This window comes from Actinomadura latina NBRC 106108 (assembly GCF_001552195.1).
Classification (GTDB): domain Bacteria; phylum Actinomycetota; class Actinomycetes; order Streptosporangiales; family Streptosporangiaceae; genus Spirillospora; species Spirillospora latina.
In genome coordinates this window covers 21295-41652 of record NZ_BCQS01000030.1, presented here as the reverse complement: position 1 = coordinate 41652, position 20358 = coordinate 21295, and the positions used below count along the sequence as shown (strand labels likewise).

The window sequence follows — 20358 nt, the reverse complement described above, 5'->3', positions numbered from 1 at the left end:
TGCCGTGCCCATGATCGAGGCCGCGGACGTCGTCAAGTCGTTCACCGTCCGGGTGCGCTCGGGCGGCCTGCGGCGGGGCCGCAACTCCGTGCGCGCGGTGGACGGCGTGTCGTTCACCGTCGAGCGGGGCGAGTTCGTCGGGTACCTCGGCCCGAACGGGGCCGGGAAGTCCACGACGATCAAGATGCTGACCGGGATCCTCACCGCGTCGTCCGGCAGGCTGCGGGTGTGCGGGCTGGACCCGTCGCGGCGGCGCACCACCCTCGCGCGCGGGCTCGGGGTGGTGTTCGGGCAGCGGACGACCCTGTGGTGGGACCTGCCGCTGCGCGACAGCCTGACCCTCGTCCGGCGGCTGTACCGGGTGGAGGCCGCGGCGCACCGGGCGCGGTTCGCCGAACTGACCGCGCTGCTGGAGCTGGAGCCGTTCCTGGACACCCCGGTCCGGCAGCTCAGCCTCGGCCAGCGGATGCGCGGCGACCTCGCCGCCGCGCTGCTGCACGACCCGGAGCTGCTCGTCCTGGACGAGCCGACGATCGGCCTGGACGTGGTGAGCAAGGCGACCGTCCGCGACTTCCTGGAGCGCATCAACGCCGAGCGCGGCACCACGATCCTGCTGACCACGCACGACCTCGGCGACATCGAGCGGCTCTGCCGCCGGGTCATGATCATCGACCACGGGCGGCTCGCCTACGACGGCGGGCTGGACGAGCTGCGCCGCACCGTGGCCGCCGACCGGCTGCTGGTCGTGGAGCTGGCCCGGCCGGGCCCGCCGATCGCCCTCGACGGGATCGAGGCCGAACGGGTGGAGGGGCCGCGGCAGTGGCTGCGGCTGCCGCGCTCGGCGAACGCCGCCGCGGTGATCGCGGCGCTGACGCGCGACCACGACATCCGCGACATCGCGCTGCGCGAGGCCGGGATCGAGGAGGTGCTCGCCGGGCTCTACCGGGGCGACCACGCGTACCGGCGCTCGGGACGCCCGGTCGCGCCGTAGCGGACCGTCACGCCGGGCCTCGTGCGGGCCCCGCCCGTCAGTGCATCCGCCGGTCGGCGTGCCGGTCGCGCTCCATGGCGGAGTAGAAGTCCAGGTCGGCGGCGTCGTCGTCGCGGTGGCCGCTCCAGCGGCGCGGCGCCCACGACGGCATCAGCAGCGCGAGCCCCATCATCCCGTACAGCCCGGAGCCGAGCAGCATGCGCAGCCCGAAGTCCATGTCGCCCGCCGGCGGCACCTTGCCGGGCAGGTCGAGGACGCGGCCGGGGTCGACGAGGAACCAGGCGGTGAAGCCGAGCAGCGCGAGGGCGGGCACCAGCGAGACCAGCGGCGACGCCCACCGCGCGAGGATGATCACGCCCATCACCAGGCCCACGGCGGCGAGCAGGGCGAACGCGCCGTAGATGCGGGTGCGGTCGGTGATCTCCTGCCCGGTGCCGTCGAAGGACTGGCCGGCCTGCACGTATCCCCAGGCCGCGCCGTAGACCAGCGCGGGCGTCAGCAGGACGCCGAGGACGAAGCCGAACGCGTGCCGCACCGCGCATCACATCCATTCGAGCGCACCCGCCACCGGGCGCGCGTGATTCAGACAGCGCCCCAATCACAACACGCGAATCGGGTACTGCGCAGTAATTCCGTCTCAATGTATGTGAACTCGGGCCTTGGGTACGGCGTCGCACATATACAAGATCGCTTAGGACTCGCGTCCGGCCGCTCCCGGTCCCCCCGCCGGCAGGCGTGACGGCGATGGGCGCGCGCGTGCGCAAGGGGGATCGGATGGTCCAGCTTCTGGACCGCGTCACCGCCACGGGCGGCGGGGGCCGGCCGGGCGAGACCCGGACGACACGGCTGGTGGACGGCGCCACCGACGGGCTCACGGTGCTGTTCGCGGTGTGGACGCTGGTGTACCACCTCGGCCTTTTACTCCGGCCGCCGACGTCCGCGCTGCTCGTGGTCTGGCTGCTCGCCGCCGGCGCGATCGGCGCGCTGTACGGCGCCCGGCGCGCCTGGTGGGACGCGCCCGTCCGGCCGCCGCACCGGGCGGGACCGGCGGCGAAGGCGCCGCCGCGCCCGCTCGCCGTCGTCGCGGTGGTGACGGGCCTCGCCGCGGGAACGGCGGCGGGCCTGCACTCCACCGGCGTCCCCTGGTGGTGCGCGTGGGCGCCGGGGATCGTGAGCGCCGCCGCGTCCGCCGTGTGGATCCTGCGCCGGGCCGGCGCGGAGACCCCCGGCGGCCGCACCGGGGGCGCGTTCCACGCCGGCCGGGGCGACACCCGCCTGGGGACGCCGCTGGCCCTCCTGACCGGCGCGGGATTCGCGACCGCGTCGCTGTTCATCGTGAACTCCGACGGCGACGACGCCTACTTCGTCTCCCGCTCGGTCGCGACGGCCGCGACCGGCGAGATCCCGTTGCGGGACGTCATCTTCACCCCCGGGACGGCAGGCCCGATCGCGGGCGAGCCGCCGGTGTCCTCGATCGAGGTCCTCGCCGGGGCCGTCGCCCGGCTGTTCGGGATCCCCGGGGCGTCCTTCGTGTGGTACCTCGTGCTGCCGCTGGTCAGCTTCCTGGCCGTCTGGGCGACCTGGCGGCTGGCCCGGGCCTGGGCGCCGCGCAACGCCGCCCTGTGCTTCGCGGTCGCGTCGGTCTACCTGCTGTGGACGGGAACGAGCGCGGCGTCGCTCGGCTCGTTCCACCTCCTGCGCATGTGGCAGGGCAAGGCGGTGCTGGTGTCGGTGCTGGTGCCGCTGCTGTTCGTGTACCTGACCCGGTGGGCCGAGCGGCGGTCCCGCACGGATTTCGCGCTGCTCGCCGCCGCCGGGATCGCCGCGGTCGGGCTCACCTCGTCCGCCGCGTTCGTCGTGCCGCTGGTCGCCGGGGCCGCGGCCGTCGCGCTGGCCGCCGCCGGGCGCGTCCGGACCGCGGTCGCCGCGTGCGTCGCGATGGCCTATCCGGTCGGCTCCGGCATCGTGGTCATGCTGTACCAAGAAGACACGGGCGTGGTCGGCACGGTCCACGACGCCGCAGGCAGTTGGCGGTGGGTCCTGCTTCAGTCGACGCTGGGAGTGCTCGCCGGCTGCGCGCTGTGGCTCGCGCCCTGGACGGCCCGGCGCGGCGTCCCCGCGGTGATCGTCACGGGCGTCGCGGCGACGCTGACCCTGCTCATCGTTCCGGGCGTCCTGGAGTCGGCCGCGCGCGTGTCGGGCGCCGGCCAGGTGCTCTGGCGGACGATGTGGCTCGTCCCCGCGCCGGTCCTGATCGGGCTGCTGGCGACGGTGCGGACGCCCGCGCCCGGACGGCGGGCCGCCGTGCGCGCGTCCCTCGCCGCCCTGCCCGCCGCGGCCCTGGTCATCGCGCTCGTCGCGGGCGGGACGCCGGTGTGGTCGAACGCGGCCAGGTCGGTCGTCGCGTCCCGCCCGTCGTGGAAGGTCTCCGCGTACGCGGTCGGCGTCACGCGGGACGTCGTCGGGCTCGTCGGGCCCGGGTCGACGGTCCTGATGCCGACCGGTTTCATGCGGGTCGTGCCGCTGCTGACCGTCCGGACGCAGGCGGTGAACCCGAACGGCCACTACCTGAAGCTGCTGCCCGTCCCGGCCCAGGCCATCGACGACCGCCAAGTCCTCACCGAGGCGGTCCGCACGCGGTACGGCGACAAGCCGGGGAGCGGCGCGGTGAAGGCGGCCCTGGAACGCGTCGGGGTGGACGTGGCGTGCGCATGGGGCAACGACCCGCGCGGGCTGGCCCTTCTCCGGGAGGCGGGCTACGGCGGTGATCATCGGGTCCGGCACCTGGTTTGCCTCTTCCCGCCGGCCCGTTGACCTTCCCTTCCTCGACCGGCCGGATGACGTGCGTTTTGTGGTGGTTCGTTTTGAACGCCATTGATCGGGCATCGCCGTCTCATTCGATCCGACGCACGTTGGAGGACCACCATGTCGACCGCGATCTGGGTCGTCATCGCCATTGTCGTCGTCGCCGCGCTCGCCGCCGCCGGATACCTGGCCTGGACCAGGTCCCGGACGGCGCGGCTGCGGCGGCGGTTCGGCCCCGAATACGACCGCGCCCTGGAGAACGAGGGCGGACGCGCCGCGGCGGAGCGCGAGCTGCGCTCCCGTGAGCAGCGCCATGAAGAGCTGGAGCTGCGGGACCTCGACCCGCGGCGGCGCGAGCAGTACCGCGAGCAGTGGGTCCGGGTGCAGGAGCGCTTCGTCGACACCCCGGAGGCCGCGGTCGAGCAGGCCGACGGCCTCGTCACCGTGGTGATGGGCGAGCGCGGCTACCCGACGCACGGGTTCGAGGAGAAGGTCGCGCACCTCTCCGTGGAGCACGGCCGCACGATGGACCACTACCGGAGCGCGCACACGATCAGCCGCAAGTCCGCGTCCAAGGAGGCCTCCACGGAGGACCTGCGGCAGGCCATGGTGCACTACCGCGCCCTGTTCGAGGAACTGCTGTCCACGCCCGGCCGGGAGCGGACCGGCCGGCACGCCCAGGACGAGCCCGCCCGCGAGCACACCGGTGAACACGCCGGTGAGCGCACCGGCGAGCATGCCCGCGAGCACGCCGGTGAGCGCACGGGTGAGGCGCCGCCCGCCGCGACGGCCGCCCGCCCGGCGGCCGGACGCCGCGACGACCAGACCCCGAGGAGCTGATCCCCATGGAGCACAGGCGACTCGACGACCGGGTGCCGGGTCCCGGCGCGGCCGGGGACACGCACGTCGCCGGTCCCTCGCCGAAACCCCGCGCGGCGGACGTGCCCGAGCCCGTCCCGGACACCACCCCGGACCCGATGCCGGCAGCGGAGCCGATGCCGGCCGCCGACCCGGTGCAGGCCGCGGACCCGGTGCCGGAGGCGGAGGCGGAGGCGGTCCCGGCCGCTCCTCCCCACACCGGGACCGGGACACCGCGGAAAATGCTCGACTCCGCCGAGGCGGAGCGCTTCCGGGAGCGCTGGCGCGAGGTCCAGTCCTCGTTCGTCGACGACCCCGGCGAGGCCGTGCGCCGGGCGGACGGCCTCGCGTCCGACGCCGTGGACGCGCTCGCCCGCGCGATCGCCGCGCACCGGCGGACGCTGTCCGACGCGCTGGAGGGCGGCGACCGTCCCGACACCGAGCGGCTCCGGCTGGCGCTGCGCGACTACCGGGAACTCCTGGACCGCATCTTCGCGACCTGACCGGCCCATGAGGAACGCCCCCGCGGATCCGCGGGGGCGTTCCCGTCTCGCGGGTCAGCCGTTCAGGAACCGGTACACCGCCTCGCGGCCCTGCGTGCCGCGTTCGCGGTTCTGGATGGAGTGCGAGGCGCCCTTCACCACGACCAGCTCGCCGCGCGGGGCGTAGCGGAGTTCCTCCCGCGCCCATTCCAGCGGTGTGGACAGGTCGCGGTCGCCGTTCAGCAGCAGCACGGGGACGGTGAGCGTCGTCCGGCGGGGCTCGGCGGTGTGCCGCGACCAGGGCCAGTGCAGGCATTCCTGGATGAACCCGTTGCCGGCGGCGGTGTCGGCGGTGAACGGCCAGGTGGCGCGGGCCGGCAGGTGCCTGCGCACCCGTTCCAGGGCGGCCGGGCGGCTGGCGGGCGGTGTCTCGGACGTCCCCCACGGGAAGTGTCCGTCGCCGCAGATCGTCGCGATGTGCAGGCCCGAGCTGTACCGGGTGACGTCGTCGCCGCCGGAGTCGAGGATCTGCAGCAGCCGGTCGAGCCGCGCCGGGTCTCCGTGGCGGGCCTCGTGGACGGCGGCCACCGCGTCACCCCAGCCGTTCGGCAGGGAGTCGGCGTCCCGGTAGGTCGGGTCGATGAACTCGTAGGTCACCAGCATGTCCCAGATCAGCACGGCGTCCGCGCGGTGCCGGGCGAGCCAGGCCAGGTCCTCCGCCGGGTCGAACCCGCAGGCGGGCGCCGTCTCGCAGGCGTCCCGCAGCACGCGCGCGGTGGCCCGCAGGCCCGTGAGGTAGAGCATGTCGTCGCGCTGCGGGTCGACGTGCGGCAGCACCGAGTCCAGGACCAGCTTGCTCACGTGCCGCGGGTACCGGACGGCGTAGCTCGCGCCTGTCATGGTGCCGTAGGACACGCCGTCCACGGTCCATTGCCGCACGTCGAGCGCGCGCCGCAGCATGTCGAGGTCGCCGACGGTCTGCTCGGTGGTGAAGTAGTGCCGCCGGTCCCCGAGCACGCCGGCGCACTCGGCGACGGCCCCGGGCGTGGGCGGCTCGATGTCGCCGCTGCCGACCTCCGCCTGCAGCTTCGGGCAGTCGATCGCACCGAACTCGCCCGTGCCGCGCTGGTCGATCATGACGAACCGGTAGTTCTTCGCGAGCTCCGGCATCCGCCCGGAGATGCCGGCGATGTACGGGACCCCGGGCTGGCCCGGCCCGCCGGTCAGGAACAGCAGGGTCCCCTTCGGCGCTCCGGTGTTTCCGGCGGTGGCCACCTGGAGCTTCAGGCTGCCCTTGCCGGGCCGCCGGTGGTCGAGCGGGACGGTCAGGAACGAGCAGGTGAACCCTGGTTCGCCCGCACAAGGACGGGGGTCGGCCAGCTTCGGTGCGGAGGGGTGGGGCGGAGGCGCTGTGGGTGCTGCGGCCGCCGTCGCCCCGCCGGATGCGGCGAGGGCGAGGGTGAGGGCGAACACCGCGGTGAGACGTGATCGCATGCGATTGATCATCACCCGGTTCGGCGGATCCGGCGGGGATCTCGCCGGATCCGGCCACCGCCCGGCGCCCGCCGGGCGGTGAGTCCTGGCACGGAGTCCGGGGCGGGACGCTCGTCAGACGGGCGGCGAGGGTGAATACTGAATCTCGTTCGGTAACCCCCTGAGCGGAGGATCAACGGTGTCCGAGAACTTCTCGATGACCATCGACGGCGCGGCCGTGGCCGCACCCGGCACCTTCGGGGTGATCAATCCGGCGACCGGCGAGGTGGCCGAGCAGGCGCCCGACGCCTCCAGGGAGCAGCTCGACGCGGCGATGGCGTCGGCGCAGGCCGCCTACGCGGACTGGCGCCGCGACGAGTCGGTGCGCCGCAAGGCGCTGCTCGCGGCGGCCGACGTGATGTTCGCCAGGTCGGAGGAGATCGGCCGCATCCTGACCCTGGAGCAGGGCAAGCCCCTCGCCGACGCGACCATGGAGGTCGTCGGCGCCGGCGTGTGGCTGAAGTACTTCGCCGACCTGGAGCTGCCCCGCGAGATCATCCAGGACGACGCCAACGCGCAGGTCGAGGTCGTCCGCCGCCCGATGGGAGTGGTCGCCGCGATCACCCCGTGGAACTACCCGCTGCTGCTCGGCGTGTGGAAGATCGCGCCGGCGCTGCTCGCGGGCAACACGCTCGTCCTCAAGCCGTCCCCGTACACCCCGCTGTCCAGCCTGAAGCTCGGCGAGGTGCTGCGGGACGTGCTGCCGCCCGGCGTGCTGAACGTCGTCACCGGCGGCGACGAGCTCGGCGCCTGGATGACCGGGCACGACGTCCCCCGCAAGATCAGCTTCACCGGCAGCGTCGCGACCGGCAAGCGCGTCGCCGCCGCGGCGGCCCCCGACCTGAAGCGCGTCACGCTGGAGCTCGGCGGCAACGACCCGGCGATCCTGCTGGACGACGCCGACCCGGCCGCGGTGGCCGACCGGCTGTTCGGCGCGGCGTTCCAGAACAACGGCCAGGTCTGCTCGGCGATCAAGCGCGTCTACGTGCCGGAGGCGCTGTACGGCGACGTGGTCGACGCCCTCGCCGAGCGGGCGAAGGCCGCCAAGGTCGGCGACGGCATGGAGGAGGGCGTCCAGTACGGGCCGATCAACAACAGGCCGCAGTACGAGCGGGTGTCGGAGCTGGTCGCCGACGCGCTCGCGGGCGGCGCCCGCGCGGCGGCGGGCGGGAAGCCCGTGGACGGGCCCGGCTACTTCTTCGAGCCCACGATCCTCGCCGACATCGAGGACGGCGCCCGGATCGTGGACGAGGAGCAGTTCGGCCCCGCGCTGCCGATCGTGAAGTACACCGACGTCGAGGACGCGCTCGCCCGCGCCAACGGCACCCACTTCGGGCTGTCCGGCTCGGTGTGGGGCGGCGACGCCGACCGGGCCGCCGAGATCGCCGGGCGGCTGGAGTGCGGCACCGCCTGGGTGAACACCCACCTCGCGCTCGCCCCGAACCAGCCGTTCGGCGGGTTCAAGTGGAGCGGCGTCGGCGTCGAGAACGGGCCGTGGGGCCTGTACGGGTTCACCGAGCTGCAGGTGATCCACCGGTCCAAGCTCTGAACGACCCATCGGCGGTGAGGGCCCGGCGGCGCCGGGCCCTTACCCGTCTCCGCCGCGTATTGCATGCGCGGAAAGTCACGACTTCGAGTCCGGAAAGTGACATGGCCACTACTGGCGGTCCAGTCCTGGAATGGGACACTTTCTGAGCGGGGGCCGTGGAGACCGCACCGCGACCTGTGAAGGAGCCGCATGCACACCTGGGACGTCATGCGCCGGGACGACCTCGGCAACACCTTCCACGTGGCCTCCCACGACTCGCGCATCTCGGCGTTGGCGCAGGTCCTGGTGATGGAGAGCGGCGTCCGGCACAAGCAGGCGTACTGGGTGGACGGGCCGCCGGGCCCCGCCGTCCGCACCAACCGCGATCTCTACCTGGTGTTCCTGCACCTCGGCCAGGAGGCCAGGGCGGCGTCCTGGTCGCTGTCGGCGTTCCTGCGCGCCCTGTGGAAGGTCAGCGCTCCGCTGAGTGACCAGGTCCGGCTGGAGCCCGACGACGTGGCGGCGATGTTCGCGGCGGCGTCCACCACCCCGCCCGCGGACTTCGACCCGGCGTGGAGCGGCAAGGACCTGGCGCTGCCCGGCGCCGAGCCGGACGGGTACGCCGACTGGGAGCGGGTCCTGCTGTCGCAGATCACCGACCTGGAGGACTTCCTCACCCATCCGCCGGGCCCGCAGGCGCGGTTCGGCGTGGACGCGCCCCGCCCGCCCGGCTCCGGCGCCCGCGCCACCCCCGCCCGCTGGTACAACTTCGACCCGGCGACGTACCTGGAGTGCGCGGTCGCCGGCAGCCTCGGCGGCTGGGACGCCGCCGACGGCGCCCGCGTGCCGCTGCCCTCTCGGCCCGGGGAGCCGCCGGCCCGCTCCTACGTCCGCACGATCACCACCATGAGCTGGGGCGATCTGGCCCGCATCGCGGTGTGCGGCCAGGTGTACGAGTAGCCCGGTCCCGTCCGGCCCGCGTGGTAGGACTGGGGACATGAGCGACAGGCCGGTCGAGATCACCGACCGGGGCGGCTGGTGGCTGGCGCGGGGACGCCCGCACCCGGCGCTGCGCCCGTTCCTGCGCTCCTACGACGGCTACTGGGAGACGCTCGCCGTCCCCACCCGGATGCGGACGCTGCCGACCCGCACCACCGTTGTGATCATCAACCTGGGCCCGCCGCTCTACCTGGAGGTCCCCGACCCGGGCGTGCGCGACCGCGAGTACACGTCGTTCGTGGCGGGGATGCACGACGGCCACGGCATGTATGTGAGCCCGGGCGGTCAGCGCGGGATCCAGCTCGACGTGACGCCGCTCGGCGCGTACACGCTGCTCGGTGTCCCGATGGCGCGGCTGACCAACGCCGCCGTCGACCTGGCCGACCTGCTCGGCCGGGAGGCGGGCACGCTGGTCGAACGGCTCGCCGCCGCCCCGTCCTGGGACGTGCGCTTCGACATCCTGGACGGCTTCCTGCTGCGCCGCCTCGACGCGGGGCCCGTCCCCGACCGGGAGGTGGCGCGGGCGTGGCGGCTGCTGAACGGCGACCCCGGCGTCACGGTCGCCGGCCTCGCCACCGACGTCGGATGGAGCCGCAAGCACCTGACCCGCCGGTTCCGCGAGCAGGCGGGGCTGCCGCCCAAGGTGATGGGGCGGGTGCTCCGCTTCCAGCGCGCGGTCGAGCTGCTGACCGGCGGCGCCGGGCTCGCCGACGCCGCGTCCGCCTGCGGCTACTACGACCAGGCGCACCTCAACCGCGAGTTCCGCGTCCTGTCGGGCTGCACGCCGACCGAGCTGATCGGCGGGCAACTCGAGCAGCAGCGCGTCAGCACCCTCTACGAGCCGGCCTGACGCCGGGGCGGGTCAGCCCTGGTGGACTCCGCCGCCGAAGTTCATCACGATGACCCCGATGACGATGATCACCGCGCCGGCGATCGTGAGGGGCTTGAGCTGCTCGCCGAACAGCAGCACGCCGCCGGCGAACGCCCCGATCGTCCCCAGCGCGGACCAGATCGCGTAGACGGGGCCGACGTTCAGCGACGTCAGCGCCCTGGCCATGAAGACGAACGAGATCAGGTACCCGGCCACCACGATCAGCGACGGCCACAGCCTGGTGAACCCCTCGGAGGCGCGCATCGCGAGCGTCGCCGTCACCTCGAAGGCGATCGCGAGCCCCAGCATCACGAACGGCATCAGCGCGCCTCGCCGTACTCGGCGGCGACCGCCTCGAAGACCTTCATCCCGGCCTCCCACTGCGTGCCGGGACGCGGCCAGTGCAGCGCGATCTCGGTGATGCCCAGTTCGGCGTAGCGTCCCGCCAGGTCGGTGAACGCACCGGGCGACTCCAGCCAAGGCTCGTCGGTGAACCCCGTCATCAGGATGAGGTCGTCGAGTTCGCGGCCCTCCGCGGCGCATGCGGCCTTGAGATTGGCGAGCCGGGACCGGACGACGTCGTGGGGCGCGGCGCCCCCGCCCTCGCCGCTCGTCACCCAGCCGGTGCCGTGCCGGGCGGCGACCCGCATACCGCGCGGCCCGTTGCCCGCGATGACGAACGGCACGCGGGGACGCTGGACGCAGCCGGGCTCCTCGACGACCTCCCGCGCGGTGTAGTACGTCCCCTCGAAGGAGGTCTCCGGGCCGGTCAGCAGGCGGTCGAGCAGGTCCACCCATTCGGCGAAGCGGGACGCGCGCTCGCCGGGCGTCCACTCGTCCCCGCCGAGGACGCCCGCGTCGCTGGTGCGGTGCGTGCCGCCCGACCCGATCGCGAGGGTCAGGCGCCCGCCGCTGACGTGGTCGATCGTCTTGACGGCGTGCGCGGTCGGGACGGGATGCCGGAAGTTCGGCGAGGTCACCAGCGTGCCGATCCGGACCCGCGAGGTGACCGCCGCCGCGGCGGCCAGCGTCGTGTACGCGTCGTACCAGGGCGTCGTCCCGCGCCAGGCGAGGTGGTCGTAGACCCACGCGTGCCGGAACCCGAGGTCCTCGGCGCGCCGCCACAGCTCCCCCGCCTCCGGCCACGACTGCATCGGCCACATCACGGTGCCGATCCTCAGTGCCGTCACTGTTCCTCCGTAGTCATCGCTCGATCATGGCGTGCTCTCCGCGAGCCACCGGTGCAGGGCCCACCACCAGTGCGCGGCGCGCGACACCGCCGCACCGCCCGCCGGGTCGTGCAGCGGGCGGCCGGTCAGCTCCTGCAGCCGCCGGATCCGGTACTTGACCGTGTTGCCGTGGACGTGCAGCGCCGCGGCCGTCGGCTCGATCCGGCCGCCGTGGTCGAGGTAGGCCAGCGCCGTCTCGGCCAGCTCCAGGTGGAACGGGTCGTCCCGGTCCAGCCCGGACAGCAGTGCGGCGGCGAGCAGGCCGCCCAGCTCCGGTTCGGCCTCGGTGACGGTGAGCAGCGCGAGGTCGGCCAGCTCCCGCATGCCGGTCAGCCCGGCGCCGGTGCCCGCCCGCAGCGCCCGCCGTCCGAGCGCGTACATCGGCGCCACCGCGGCGGGACGGGCGGGCGGCGCGGCCACCAGGAGCGGGCCTGACGGCGGCGGCTCCGGAAGGTGGGCGGCCAAGGCGGCGAACCGGCCGTCCACGAGCCCGCACAGGCCCGGCCCGGCCGCGGTCAGCTCGGTCTCCAGCCGCGCCGCCACCGCCGGGTCGCTGACGTCGGACACCACGCAGTGGTAGGCGGCGGCCGGGTCGAGCGGCGCGCGGACCGGGACCGCCTCGCCGTGCAGCAGCTGCCGGAGCATCTGGGCCCGCGCCTCCCGCGCGGTCCGGGCCATCTCCAGCTCGGTGACCCGGTGCGCGTGGACCATCCGGTGCACGAGCGCGGTGGTGATCTCGTCGATGCGGGTCACGCCGTCCAGCAGCGCGGCGTCCGGCACGCCCATGCGGCGGCCGCCGTCGACGAGCGTGCGGACGACGTGGGCGCGGCCCGCCTGGAACCCGTCCAGGAACGCCTCGACGGGCACGCCCTGCCGCGCCCGGTCCGAGCCGAGCCGCTCCGCCGCCGCGAGGACGTCCTCGCCGAGCCCGCCCTCCTCCAGCGCGGCGAGCACCCCCCGCATGAGGGCGCGGACGTGCCGCCTGGTCTCCTCCTCGGGCAGCGCCGCCACCGGCTCCGACCGGCCGCGTGCGGCGCGGACCGTCGCCTCCAGCACGGCCGGGTCGTCGCCGTGCTCGATCAGCAGCCGCAGGAACCGGTCCCCCGTCCCGACGTCCATGCCTGCATTCTGCCGCCCGGTTGTCCCGTCCGGACAACCGGGTGCGGGACGATTGGGCGGCGCCGGTCTAGCCGGATGCGGGGACGATGGTGTTCGGTGGGGGCAGACGAGCCTAAGGAGTCGCACCGATGTCCGATGAGGACGAGTTCCTGGAGAAGCTGCCGACCGACCTGATCTTCCGGCTGCCGCCCTCGTTCGACAGCGTCGAGGACGAGCGCCGGCACCGCAAGGAGCGGCTGACCGCCGCGCTGCGCATCTTCGGGAAGTTCGGCTTCGAGGAGGGCGTGGCGGGCCACATCACCGCCCGCGACCCCGGGCGCACCGACCACTTCTGGGTCAACCCGTTCGGCATGTCGTTCAAGCACGTCAAGGTCAGCGACCTGATCCTGGTGAACCACGAGGGCAAGGTCGTCGAGGGCCGGTACCCGGTCAACGAGGCCGCGTTCGCGATCCACTCCCAGGTGCACCAGGCGCGTCCCGACGTGGTGGCCGCCGCGCACAGCCACTCCACCCACGGGCGGGCGATCTCCGCGCTCGGCCAGAAGCTGGAGCCGATCACGCAGGACGTCTGCGCCTTCTACCAGGACCACGGCCTGTTCGACGACTACACCGGCGTCGTCACCGACCTGGAGGAGGGCAAGCGCATCGCCGCGGCCCTCGGCGGCCACAAGGCCGTCATCCTGCGCAACCACGGCCTGCTCACCGTCGGCGACACCGTGGACGCCGCCGCCTGGTGGTTCATCACGATGGAGCGCTCCTGCCAGGTGCAGCTCCTCGCCAAGGCCGCCGGCGAGGTCGTGCCCATCGAGCACGACAACGCCGTCCTGACCCACGAGCAGATCGGCAACGACCTGGTCGGCTGGATCAACTACCAGCCTCTCTACGACCAGATCACCCGCGAGCAGCCCGACCTGTTCGAGTAGTCCGCGTCCGAGCAGACAGCTCGGTGCCCGGCCCCGGCGGCCCCGCAGGTGCCGGGGCCTCCGCCTGCCCGGCGCCGGTCTCCGCACCGTGCCGGGCGAGCAGGACGCGGACGATGCGCTCGAAGGCCGCCCGGTCGCCCTCGGGCAGGGGCGCCAGGAATTCGGCGTCCACGGCGGCCGCCCCGCGGGTGACCTCGTCCAGTTCCGCGCGGCCCTCCGGCGTCAGCTCGACCACGTACCGGCGCCGGTCGGACGGGTCGCGCTCGCGGCGGACGAGCCCCGCGTCGGCCAGCCGCCCGGCGACCTCGACGAGGTCGCCGGGATCGATGCGCAGGCGGGCGCCGAGGTCGCGCTGCGAGGCGGGCCCGGCGTCGTCCAGCGCCGCCAGGACGGCGAAGTGCCAGAGGCCGAGGCCGTGCGCGGCCATCATCCGGCCCATGCGCGCGCGGCCGGCCCGCCCGACGCGGGCGAGCACGAACGTGGTGATCCCGAGCAGGCGGGGCGGCAGCGGTGCGGCGGTCTCCTCCATCCGGTTATTGTAGGGTCTTACCAATCATTGGTGAACACCCATGAATGAGGAGGCGTGATGGACGCGCTCTATCCGCGTCTGCTGGTGGACGACTTCGGCGCCTGCGCCGGCTTCTACGAGGCGGCCCTGCGCGAGCTGCTGGGGATCGAGCCGGTCAAGGTGCTGCCCGAGGCCGAGTACGCGGACTGGGATCTGAAGGACGAGGGCGTGCTGGTCCTGATGGGGCGCGCCCGGATGGCCGAGGCCGTGGGCACGAGCGGGCTGCCGGCCCCGTCCGGGCAGGACCGTTCGATGCTGGTGCTCCGGGTGGACGACGTCGACGCGGCGGCCGAGACCCTCGCCGGGCTCGGCGCCGTCCCGGCCGCACCGCCCCGGGACCGTCCCGAGTGGGGGCCGGGGCTGCGCACGGCCCACCTCCGCGACCCCGGCGGCAACCTCCTGGAACTCCAGTCCTACTGAGGGTCGGCGGCGGGTTCGGCGAGCGGGAGGAGGACCTGGAAGCGGGTGTCGCCCGGCAGGGACTCCACCCGGATGTCGCCGCCGTGGCGGCCGACGACGATGCGCCAGGAGATGTCGAGGCCGAGGCCCGTGCCCTGCCCGACCGGCTTGGTGGTGAAGAACGGCGTGAAGATGCGGTCGAGATGCTCCTCGGGGATGCCCGTCCCGGTGTCGCCGATCTCCACGAGCGCCTGGTCGTTCTCCCGCGCGGTCCGGACCGTGAGGGTGCCCGAGCCGTGCATCGCGTAGAGGGCGTTGACGATCAGGTTCGTCCAGACCTGGTTCAGCTCCGCGGCGTAGACCGGGACGAGCGGCAGCGATTCGTCGTAGTCGACCTTCACCGTCACGTCCGGCCCGAACTTGCGCTTCAGCATCGTGAGCGTGCTGTCGAGCAGTTCGCGCAGGTCGGCGTGCTGGTAGGCGGCGCGGTCGAGCTGGGAGTACTGGCGGGCCGAGTCCAGCAGCGCGGTGATGCGGCCCATCGCGTCGGAGATCTCCGCCTGGAGCTGCGCGACCTCCAGCACCTCGGCGAGCCACCGCATCGCCGCCGGCAGGTGCTCGCCCGCCGCGCCCGCGACGTCCTCGGCCTGCTCGATCGAGATCCCGGCGGCGACCAGTCCGGGCGCGAGGTCCCAGGCCTCCTCGACGCCGTGCTCCTCCAGCCAGTCGCCCAGCTCGTCCTCGGCGTCGCTGACCTCCAGGGGGCTGCGGCGGCCGGCCGGCGGCGCGGGCAGCGCCGGGCGCAGCGAGACGAGCGCGCTCAGATGGGTGCAGTCGACGCCCCGCGCGGCGAGGTCGGCCAGCGTCCGCTGCGAGGCCAGCAGCCGGTCGCCGAGCTCGGCGCTGGCCCGCGCGGCGGCCGCGGCCGGGTTGTTCAGCTCGTGGGTGAGCCCGGCGGTGATCGTGCCGAGCGCGGTGAGCCGCTCCCGCTGGTCCACGATCCGCCGCGCGTTGGACATCCCGAAGAAGATGCCCTCCAGCAGGTGCGTCGCCATCGGGAACCACTTGCGGACGGCCTTGGCGAACTTGCGGGCCGGCAGCACGAAGACCCGCCCCGGGCGGGTCGCCCGCAGCGTGTGCTGGTACTTCTGCTCGATCTTGTCGCCCAGGTACGCCTGCACGGCGCCGCCGTAGGTGCCGGGACGGTCCGTCCGGCTGACCTCGACCGCGTGGCCCCGCACGGTCTGGGTCATCACCATCTCGCCGTCCAGCAGCACGTACAGGAACTCGGCGGGGTCCCCCTGCGCGCAGATCACGCCGTCCGCGGGATACTCCTCGGCCGTCCCGTGCTGCGACAGCCAGCCGAGCTTCTCCTCGTCGAGGTCCTCGAAGAGGAACAGCCGCCGCAGCTCCTCCGGTGATGCTCCGCTCATGCCTGCTCCAGGTAGCGGTGGACGAGGGCGACGGCCATCGCACCGTCGCCGACCGCCGAGGCGACGCGCTTCATCGACTCGGCGCGGACGTCGCCCGCGGCGAACACGCCGGGGACGCTGGTCTCCAGGTGGTAGGGCTGGCGGGCGAGCGGCCAGCCCGCCGGGCGGCGGCCCCCGGCGACGAGGTCGGGCCCGGTCGTCAGGTAGCCGCGCGCGTCGCGCTCGACGAAGCCGTCCAGCCACGCGGTGCCGGGCTCGGCGCCGATGAACACGAACAGCCAGTGCGCGTCGATCGTCTTCTTGCCCGCCGGGGACGCGAACGTGAGCCGCTCCAGCCGGTCGGCGCCGTCCGCGCCGCACACGGTCTTGCCGGTGTGGACCTCGATGTTGGGCGTCGCGGCGATCTGCTCGATCAGGTAGTGCGACATCGACCGCTCCAGGCCGTCCGCCCGGACGATGATGTGCACCTTCTTCGCGTACCGGGCGAGGTACACGGCGGCCTGCCCGGCCGAGTTGGCGCCGCCGACGACGGCGACCTCCTCGTTCTCGCAGGCCGGAGCCTCGGTGAGCGCGGCGCCGTAGAACACTCCGCGGCCGACGAAGTCGTCCACGCCCTCGGCGTTGAGCCGCCGGTAGGAGACGCCGGTGGCGAGGATGACGGCGTGCGCGGCGATCTCCGTGCCGTCCGCCAGCCGCGCCACCCGGGCGGTGCCGCGCGCCTCCAGCGCGGTGACCTCCCCGGCCTGCAGCAGCTCGGCGCCGAACCGGCCGGCCTGCCGGCGGGCCCGGTCGGCGAGCTGCGCCCCGGTGACCCCGTCGGGGAAGCCGAGGTAGTTCTCGATGCGGGAGCTCTGCCCGGCCTGCCCGCCGAGGGCGTGCCGCTCGACGACGACCGTCTTCAGCCCCTCCGACGCGCCGTACACGGCCGCGCCCAGCCCGGACGGCCCGCCGCCCACGACGATCAGGTCGTAGAACCCGGTGGACGGGGTGCTGGACAGCCCGATCGCGGCGGCGAGCTCGGCGTCGGACGGGGCCGACAGCGTGCCGCCGTCCGCCTTCACCACCAGCGGAAGCTCCGGGTGCCCGGCGGCCGACACCAGCTCGGCGCCCTCCGGGTCGGTGTCCATCAGCCACGTGTAGGGCGTCTGGTGGCGGGCGAGGAAGTCGCGGACCTCGTAGGAGCGGGACGACCAGCGGTGCCCCACCACGCGCAGCTCGCCCCGCGGCCGGCGGTCCTCGCGCGCCCACGCGTCGAGCAGCGAGTCGATCACCGGGTAGAACTTCTCGTCCGGCGGATCCCACGGCTTCAGCAGGTAGTGGTCCAGGTCGACGTCGTTGATCGCGCGGATCGCCGCGTCGGTCTCGGCGTAGGCGGTGAGCAGGACGCGCCGCGCGAAGGGGAACAGGTCCATGGCGCGCTCGAGGAACTCCACGCCGTCCATGCCCGGCATCCGGTGGTCGGCGAGCAGCACGGCCGTGTCCTCGCCGCGCAGGCGCAGCTCGCTCAGCGCGTCCAGGGCCTGCCGCCCCGACTCGGCGCGCACGATCCGGTACGTCTCGGCGTAACGGCGGCGCAGGTCGCGCGCCACGGCGCGGGACACTCCCGGATCGTCGTCGACGGTCATCAGTACGGCTTTGGGCACCGCGTCCCCCTCTATCGCCAGAACCCCACACAAAAGCCTACGTGGCCCGGGCCACTCCGGCGCGCGCGGGCACACCCCCGCCTCCCGCCCGGGTCCGCACCATCGGTCATGATCGGAGGATGGACCTGCGTGTTGCGCTGATCGGATTCGGCACCGGCGGCTCGGTGTTCCACGCCCCGCTGATCACGTCCGTCCCCGGGCTGCGGCTGGCCGCCGTCGTCACCCGCGCGCCGGAACGGCGGCGGGCCGCCCGGGAGCGGTACCCGGACGCGGACGTCGTGGACCGCGCGGACCGGCTGTGGGGGGCGCCGGACGCCTACGACCTCGTCGTCGTCGCCGCGCCGAACCGGCAGCACGTCGCGCTGGCCCGGGCGGCGCTGACCGCGGGCGTCCCCGTCGTCGTCGACAAGCCGGTGGCGGCCTCCACCGCCGACGCCCGCTCCCTCGCCGCGCTCAGCGCCGTCCGGGGGGTGCCGGTGTTCCCGTACCACAACCGCCGCTGGGACGGCGACTACGTCACGGCGGCGCGACTGATCGCCTCCGGCGCCCTCGGCGGCGTCCAGCGGTTCGAGTCCCGGTTCGAACGCTGGCGGCCCGAGGTGAAGGAGAGCTGGAAGGAGAGCACCGACCCCCGCGACGCGGGCGGCATCCTGTTCGACCTCGGCTCCCACCTCGTCGACCAGGCGGTCGGCCTGTTCGGCCGTCCCGGCCGCGTCTACGCCGAGATCGACACCCGCCGCCGCGGCGCCACCGCCCCCGACGACGTGTTCCTCGCCCTCACCCACCGGAACGGCACCCGCTCGCACCTGTGGATGAGCGCGACCGCCGCCCAACTGGGCCCGCGCTTCCGCGTCCTCGGGGCCCGCGCGTCCTACACGGTCTCCGGCATGGACCCGCAGGAGGACCAGCTGCGCGCGGGCCTCACCCCGAAGGACCCCGGCTACGGCATCGCCGCGCCGGAGTCGCACGGCCTCCTCGGCGTGCCCGGCGAGGCGGCTCCCGAGCCCACCGCCCCCGGCGCCTACCAGGATTTCTACGCCGGTGTCGTCCGTGCCCTCCGCGACGGCGCCGCGCCGCCCACCACCCTCGCCGATGCGATCACCGGCCTGGAGGTCATCGAGGCCGCCGCCCGATCCGCCCGCGAGAACACCGCCGTCGACCTAGACGACCAGTAGCCCGGAGGCGCCGCCGCGGCGGCACGCGGTGCGTCACGGCCGCGAGGTGCGAGTCAGATGCGAGGTGCGCGTCAGAGCGAGGTGCGGGTCACAGCGAGGTGCGCGTCAGAGCACCGAGACGTGGACGTGGTCGAAGTGGTTCTGCGTGATGCTGCCGCGGTCCTCCATCTGGCGCCAGCCGCCGCTGCTGCGCATGTCGTAGATGCGCTGCTTCCAGATGACGTACTTGATGCCGAGGCGGGAGGCGTTGTCGATCACGTACTGGGCGACGCGGTCGCCGTGCGCCTGGGCGGAGGCGCTCGGCATCTTCCCGCCGGTGCTCTCCATGAAGTCGCAGGCGGTGCCGGAGCCGTGGTCCTGGGGGTCGCCGGGACGGGCGCAGCCGATGGTCGGGAACGGCCCGAACTTGCCGTCGATCTCCACGAGCACGGTGCGCATCCGGGCGGTCATCGAGTTGCCGACGATCGGGGACTTGGTGCCGCTGACGCCGTCGGGGCGCCCGCCGCCGCCGACGGGGGCCTTCGTCACCTCGGGCTTGTACTTGGCGAGCAGCTTCTTGACCCGGGCGCGCTGGCTCTCCAGGTCCTCGATCTCCTTCTTGACCTCCGCCAGCTTCTTCTTCGCCGTCTCGTCGGACTGCGCCGCCTTCGCGTTGAGGGCCTGGAGGTTCTGGATGCGGCGGCCGTTGTTGCGGCTGATGTGCTCGATGACCGCCGCGTCGTGGACGGCGGCGCCCGGCTCGGCCGAGGAGATCATCGGGATCATGTCGAGGCGGCCGGTCATGTAGGTGCTGGAGGCGAGCTGGGCGACGCCGACGCGGGCCGCGTCGTACTCGCGGCCGACCTTCGCCGCGTCCGCGCCCGCGCGCTCGGCGGCCTTCTTCGCCTCCTCCAGCGAGACGAGCTCGCCGCGGTACTCCTTCGACAGCTTCTCCGAGCGCACCTTCAGCTTGGCGTACTCCTTCTTGAGATCCTTCGGCTCCTGCGGGAGGCCCGCGGCGCTCCCGGTCACCGGCGGCAGCGCCGCCGACACCCCCACCGCGAGGACGAGCGCGGTCACGCGCCTCGCCATCGTGCGCCCGCGCGACGCACGGGCCGTCCTGCCGCTTGGATCGAGGGCCGCCACAGATCTCTCCTACATAACAAAGCTCAAGATTGGCGGCACGTTACCACAATCGCCCATTTAGCCTCATACGCTTCAGAAAACACACACACAGTCACCCGCCGGGCACGCGGCATGAGACCCGCGGGCCGGACCGCCCGACGGCGGTCCGGCCCCCGGCCCGCGGCCCCGGCCCGCGGCCCCCGCCCCCATCACGGGCCCCGCCCCCGTCACGGGCCCACGAGCTCCTCCCAGCGCGGCACCCGCGGCGCCGACAGCAGCCGCAGCCCGGCCTCGGAGACCGTCCGGTCCCCTTTGCGGCTGTTGCACTTGCCGCATGCCAGGACGGTGTTCTCCCAGGTGTCGCCGCCGCCGCGCGACTGCGGGTGGACGTGGTCGATCGTGTTCCCGCGCTTCCCGCAGTAGCAGCAGCGGCCCCGGTCGCGCAGGTACACGCCGCGCTTGGTCCACGGCGGGCGCCTGCCGTGCCGCCAGCGCATCGCGACGTAGCGGACGAGCCGCAGGACCCGCGGCACGGGGAAGCTGCCGAAGGTCCGGCCCTCCTCGGCCTCCTCGACGACCGCCACCTCGCGCACCAGCATGCGGATGGCGTGCCGCAGGTCCACCCGTTGTAAGGGCTCGTACGACGCGTTCAAGACGAGCACGTTCACCGGGCCACCTCCTTACCCATGCGCCGCTCC

General features: G+C 73.9%; 20 protein-coding genes. 10 read left to right on the top strand and 10 right to left on the bottom strand.

Going from position 1 to position 20358, the window contains the following annotated elements; all coding sequences use genetic code 11:
• Nucleotides 1–10: 10 nt before the first annotated feature.
• Complete coding sequence (locus tag AL2_RS29705; protein WP_067639436.1) at nucleotides 11–991, top strand: ABC transporter ATP-binding protein; 981 nt, start codon at nucleotides 11–13, stop codon at nucleotides 989–991.
• Nucleotides 992–1028: 37 nt separating this feature from the next.
• Here the strand turns inward: AL2_RS29705 and AL2_RS29700 are convergent, their stop codons facing one another.
• Nucleotides 1029–1526, bottom strand: a complete 498-nt coding sequence (locus AL2_RS29700) for a hypothetical protein (protein ID WP_067639434.1) — start codon at nucleotides 1524–1526, stop codon at nucleotides 1029–1031.
• Nucleotides 1527–1765: 239 nt separating this feature from the next.
• Here AL2_RS29700 and AL2_RS29695 point away from each other — a divergent pair, with 239 nt between their 5' ends.
• From AL2_RS29695 to AL2_RS29685, 3 genes are all read left to right on the top strand, one after another.
• Nucleotides 1766–3805: a DUF6077 domain-containing protein gene (locus tag AL2_RS29695; protein WP_067639432.1), complete on the top strand. Its 2040-nt coding sequence runs from the start codon at nucleotides 1766–1768 to the stop codon at nucleotides 3803–3805.
• 111 nt (nucleotides 3806–3916) lie between these two features.
• Nucleotides 3917–4636, top strand: coding sequence for a hypothetical protein (locus AL2_RS29690; protein WP_067639430.1), 720 nt, complete (start codon nucleotides 3917–3919; stop codon nucleotides 4634–4636).
• A gap of 5 nt (nucleotides 4637–4641) precedes the next feature.
• Nucleotides 4642–5157 carry a hypothetical protein gene (locus AL2_RS29685; RefSeq protein ID WP_067639427.1) on the top strand — a complete coding sequence of 172 codons (516 nt, stop codon included), beginning with the start codon at nucleotides 4642–4644 and terminating at the stop codon, nucleotides 5155–5157.
• 54 nt (nucleotides 5158–5211) lie between these two features.
• Here the strand turns inward: AL2_RS29685 and AL2_RS29680 are convergent, their stop codons facing one another.
• Nucleotides 5212–6630 carry an alpha/beta fold hydrolase gene (locus AL2_RS29680; protein WP_067639425.1) on the bottom strand — a complete coding sequence of 473 codons (1419 nt, stop codon included), beginning with the start codon at nucleotides 6628–6630 and terminating at the stop codon, nucleotides 5212–5214.
• A 178-nt stretch (nucleotides 6631–6808) separates the two neighbouring features.
• On the opposite strand from AL2_RS29680, the gene AL2_RS29675 reads away from it, so the two are divergent.
• The 3 genes from AL2_RS29675 to AL2_RS29665 all read left to right on the top strand — a co-directional run bounded on the left by AL2_RS29675 (nucleotide 6809) and on the right by AL2_RS29665 (nucleotide 10046).
• Complete coding sequence (locus AL2_RS29675; protein ID WP_245667028.1) at nucleotides 6809–8218, top strand: aldehyde dehydrogenase family protein; 1410 nt, start codon at nucleotides 6809–6811, stop codon at nucleotides 8216–8218.
• Nucleotides 8219–8407: 189 nt separating this feature from the next.
• On the top strand, nucleotides 8408–9157 hold the full coding sequence (locus AL2_RS29670) for a hypothetical protein (protein ID WP_067639423.1): 750 nt from the start codon (nucleotides 8408–8410) through the stop codon (nucleotides 9155–9157).
• 37 nt (nucleotides 9158–9194) lie between these two features.
• Nucleotides 9195–10046 carry a helix-turn-helix domain-containing protein gene (locus AL2_RS29665; protein WP_067639421.1) on the top strand — a complete coding sequence of 284 codons (852 nt, stop codon included), beginning with the start codon at nucleotides 9195–9197 and terminating at the stop codon, nucleotides 10044–10046.
• Nucleotides 10047–10058: 12 nt separating this feature from the next.
• Here the strand turns inward: AL2_RS29665 and AL2_RS29660 are convergent, their stop codons facing one another.
• From AL2_RS29660 to AL2_RS29650, 3 genes are read right to left on the bottom strand one after another with little or no spacing between them, the layout of a single operon-like run.
• Nucleotides 10059–10388 carry a DMT family transporter gene (locus tag AL2_RS29660; RefSeq protein ID WP_067639419.1) on the bottom strand — a complete coding sequence of 110 codons (330 nt, stop codon included), beginning with the start codon at nucleotides 10386–10388 and terminating at the stop codon, nucleotides 10059–10061.
• Nucleotides 10388–11257, bottom strand: coding sequence for an LLM class flavin-dependent oxidoreductase (locus AL2_RS29655; protein ID WP_218003724.1), 870 nt, complete (start codon nucleotides 11255–11257; stop codon nucleotides 10388–10390). Before AL2_RS29655 ends, AL2_RS29660 begins: the two co-directional genes overlap by 1 nt.
• Before the next feature lie 24 nt (nucleotides 11258–11281).
• The gene (locus AL2_RS29650; RefSeq protein ID WP_067639417.1) at nucleotides 11282–12415 is read right to left on the bottom strand and encodes a helix-turn-helix domain-containing protein; all 1134 of its coding nucleotides are present in this window, start codon (nucleotides 12413–12415) and stop codon (nucleotides 11282–11284) included.
• A 128-nt stretch (nucleotides 12416–12543) separates the two neighbouring features.
• Here AL2_RS29650 and AL2_RS29645 point away from each other — a divergent pair, with 128 nt between their 5' ends.
• Nucleotides 12544–13338, top strand: a complete 795-nt coding sequence (locus AL2_RS29645; protein WP_067639415.1) for a class II aldolase/adducin family protein — start codon at nucleotides 12544–12546, stop codon at nucleotides 13336–13338.
• Here AL2_RS29645 and AL2_RS29640 read toward each other — a convergent pair.
• Nucleotides 13307–13867 (bottom strand): MarR family winged helix-turn-helix transcriptional regulator, encoded by a 561-nt coding sequence (locus AL2_RS29640; RefSeq protein WP_067639414.1) that lies wholly within the window; start codon nucleotides 13865–13867, stop codon nucleotides 13307–13309. The genes AL2_RS29645 and AL2_RS29640 overlap by 32 nt on opposite strands.
• 57 nt (nucleotides 13868–13924) lie before the next feature.
• Here AL2_RS29640 and AL2_RS29635 point away from each other — a divergent pair, with 57 nt between their 5' ends.
• Complete coding sequence (locus tag AL2_RS29635; RefSeq protein ID WP_067639412.1) at nucleotides 13925–14326, top strand: VOC family protein; 402 nt, start codon at nucleotides 13925–13927, stop codon at nucleotides 14324–14326.
• Here AL2_RS29635 and AL2_RS29630 read toward each other — a convergent pair.
• Nucleotides 14320–15738: an ATP-binding protein gene (locus tag AL2_RS29630; protein WP_067639410.1), complete on the bottom strand. Its 1419-nt coding sequence runs from the start codon at nucleotides 15736–15738 to the stop codon at nucleotides 14320–14322. The genes AL2_RS29635 and AL2_RS29630 overlap by 7 nt on opposite strands.
• Nucleotides 15735–17381: an NAD(P)/FAD-dependent oxidoreductase gene (locus AL2_RS29625; protein ID WP_245667027.1), complete on the bottom strand. Its 1647-nt coding sequence runs from the start codon at nucleotides 17379–17381 to the stop codon at nucleotides 15735–15737. The genes AL2_RS29630 and AL2_RS29625 overlap by 4 nt, the downstream gene beginning before the upstream one ends.
• 119 nt (nucleotides 17382–17500) lie before the next feature.
• Here AL2_RS29625 and AL2_RS29620 point away from each other — a divergent pair, with 119 nt between their 5' ends.
• Nucleotides 17501–18556 (top strand): Gfo/Idh/MocA family oxidoreductase, encoded by a 1056-nt coding sequence (locus AL2_RS29620; protein WP_067639406.1) that lies wholly within the window; start codon nucleotides 17501–17503, stop codon nucleotides 18554–18556.
• A gap of 105 nt (nucleotides 18557–18661) precedes the next feature.
• On the opposite strand, the gene AL2_RS29615 is transcribed toward AL2_RS29620, so the two are convergent.
• Together AL2_RS29615 and AL2_RS29610 are read right to left on the bottom strand one after the other, a co-directional pair.
• Nucleotides 18662–19615, bottom strand: a complete 954-nt coding sequence (locus tag AL2_RS29615) for a coiled-coil domain-containing protein (protein ID WP_157438440.1) — start codon at nucleotides 19613–19615, stop codon at nucleotides 18662–18664.
• A gap of 272 nt (nucleotides 19616–19887) precedes the next feature.
• Nucleotides 19888–20328, bottom strand: coding sequence for an HNH endonuclease (locus AL2_RS29610; RefSeq protein WP_067639402.1), 441 nt, complete (start codon nucleotides 20326–20328; stop codon nucleotides 19888–19890).
• Between the last annotated feature and the right edge of the window lie 30 nt (nucleotides 20329–20358).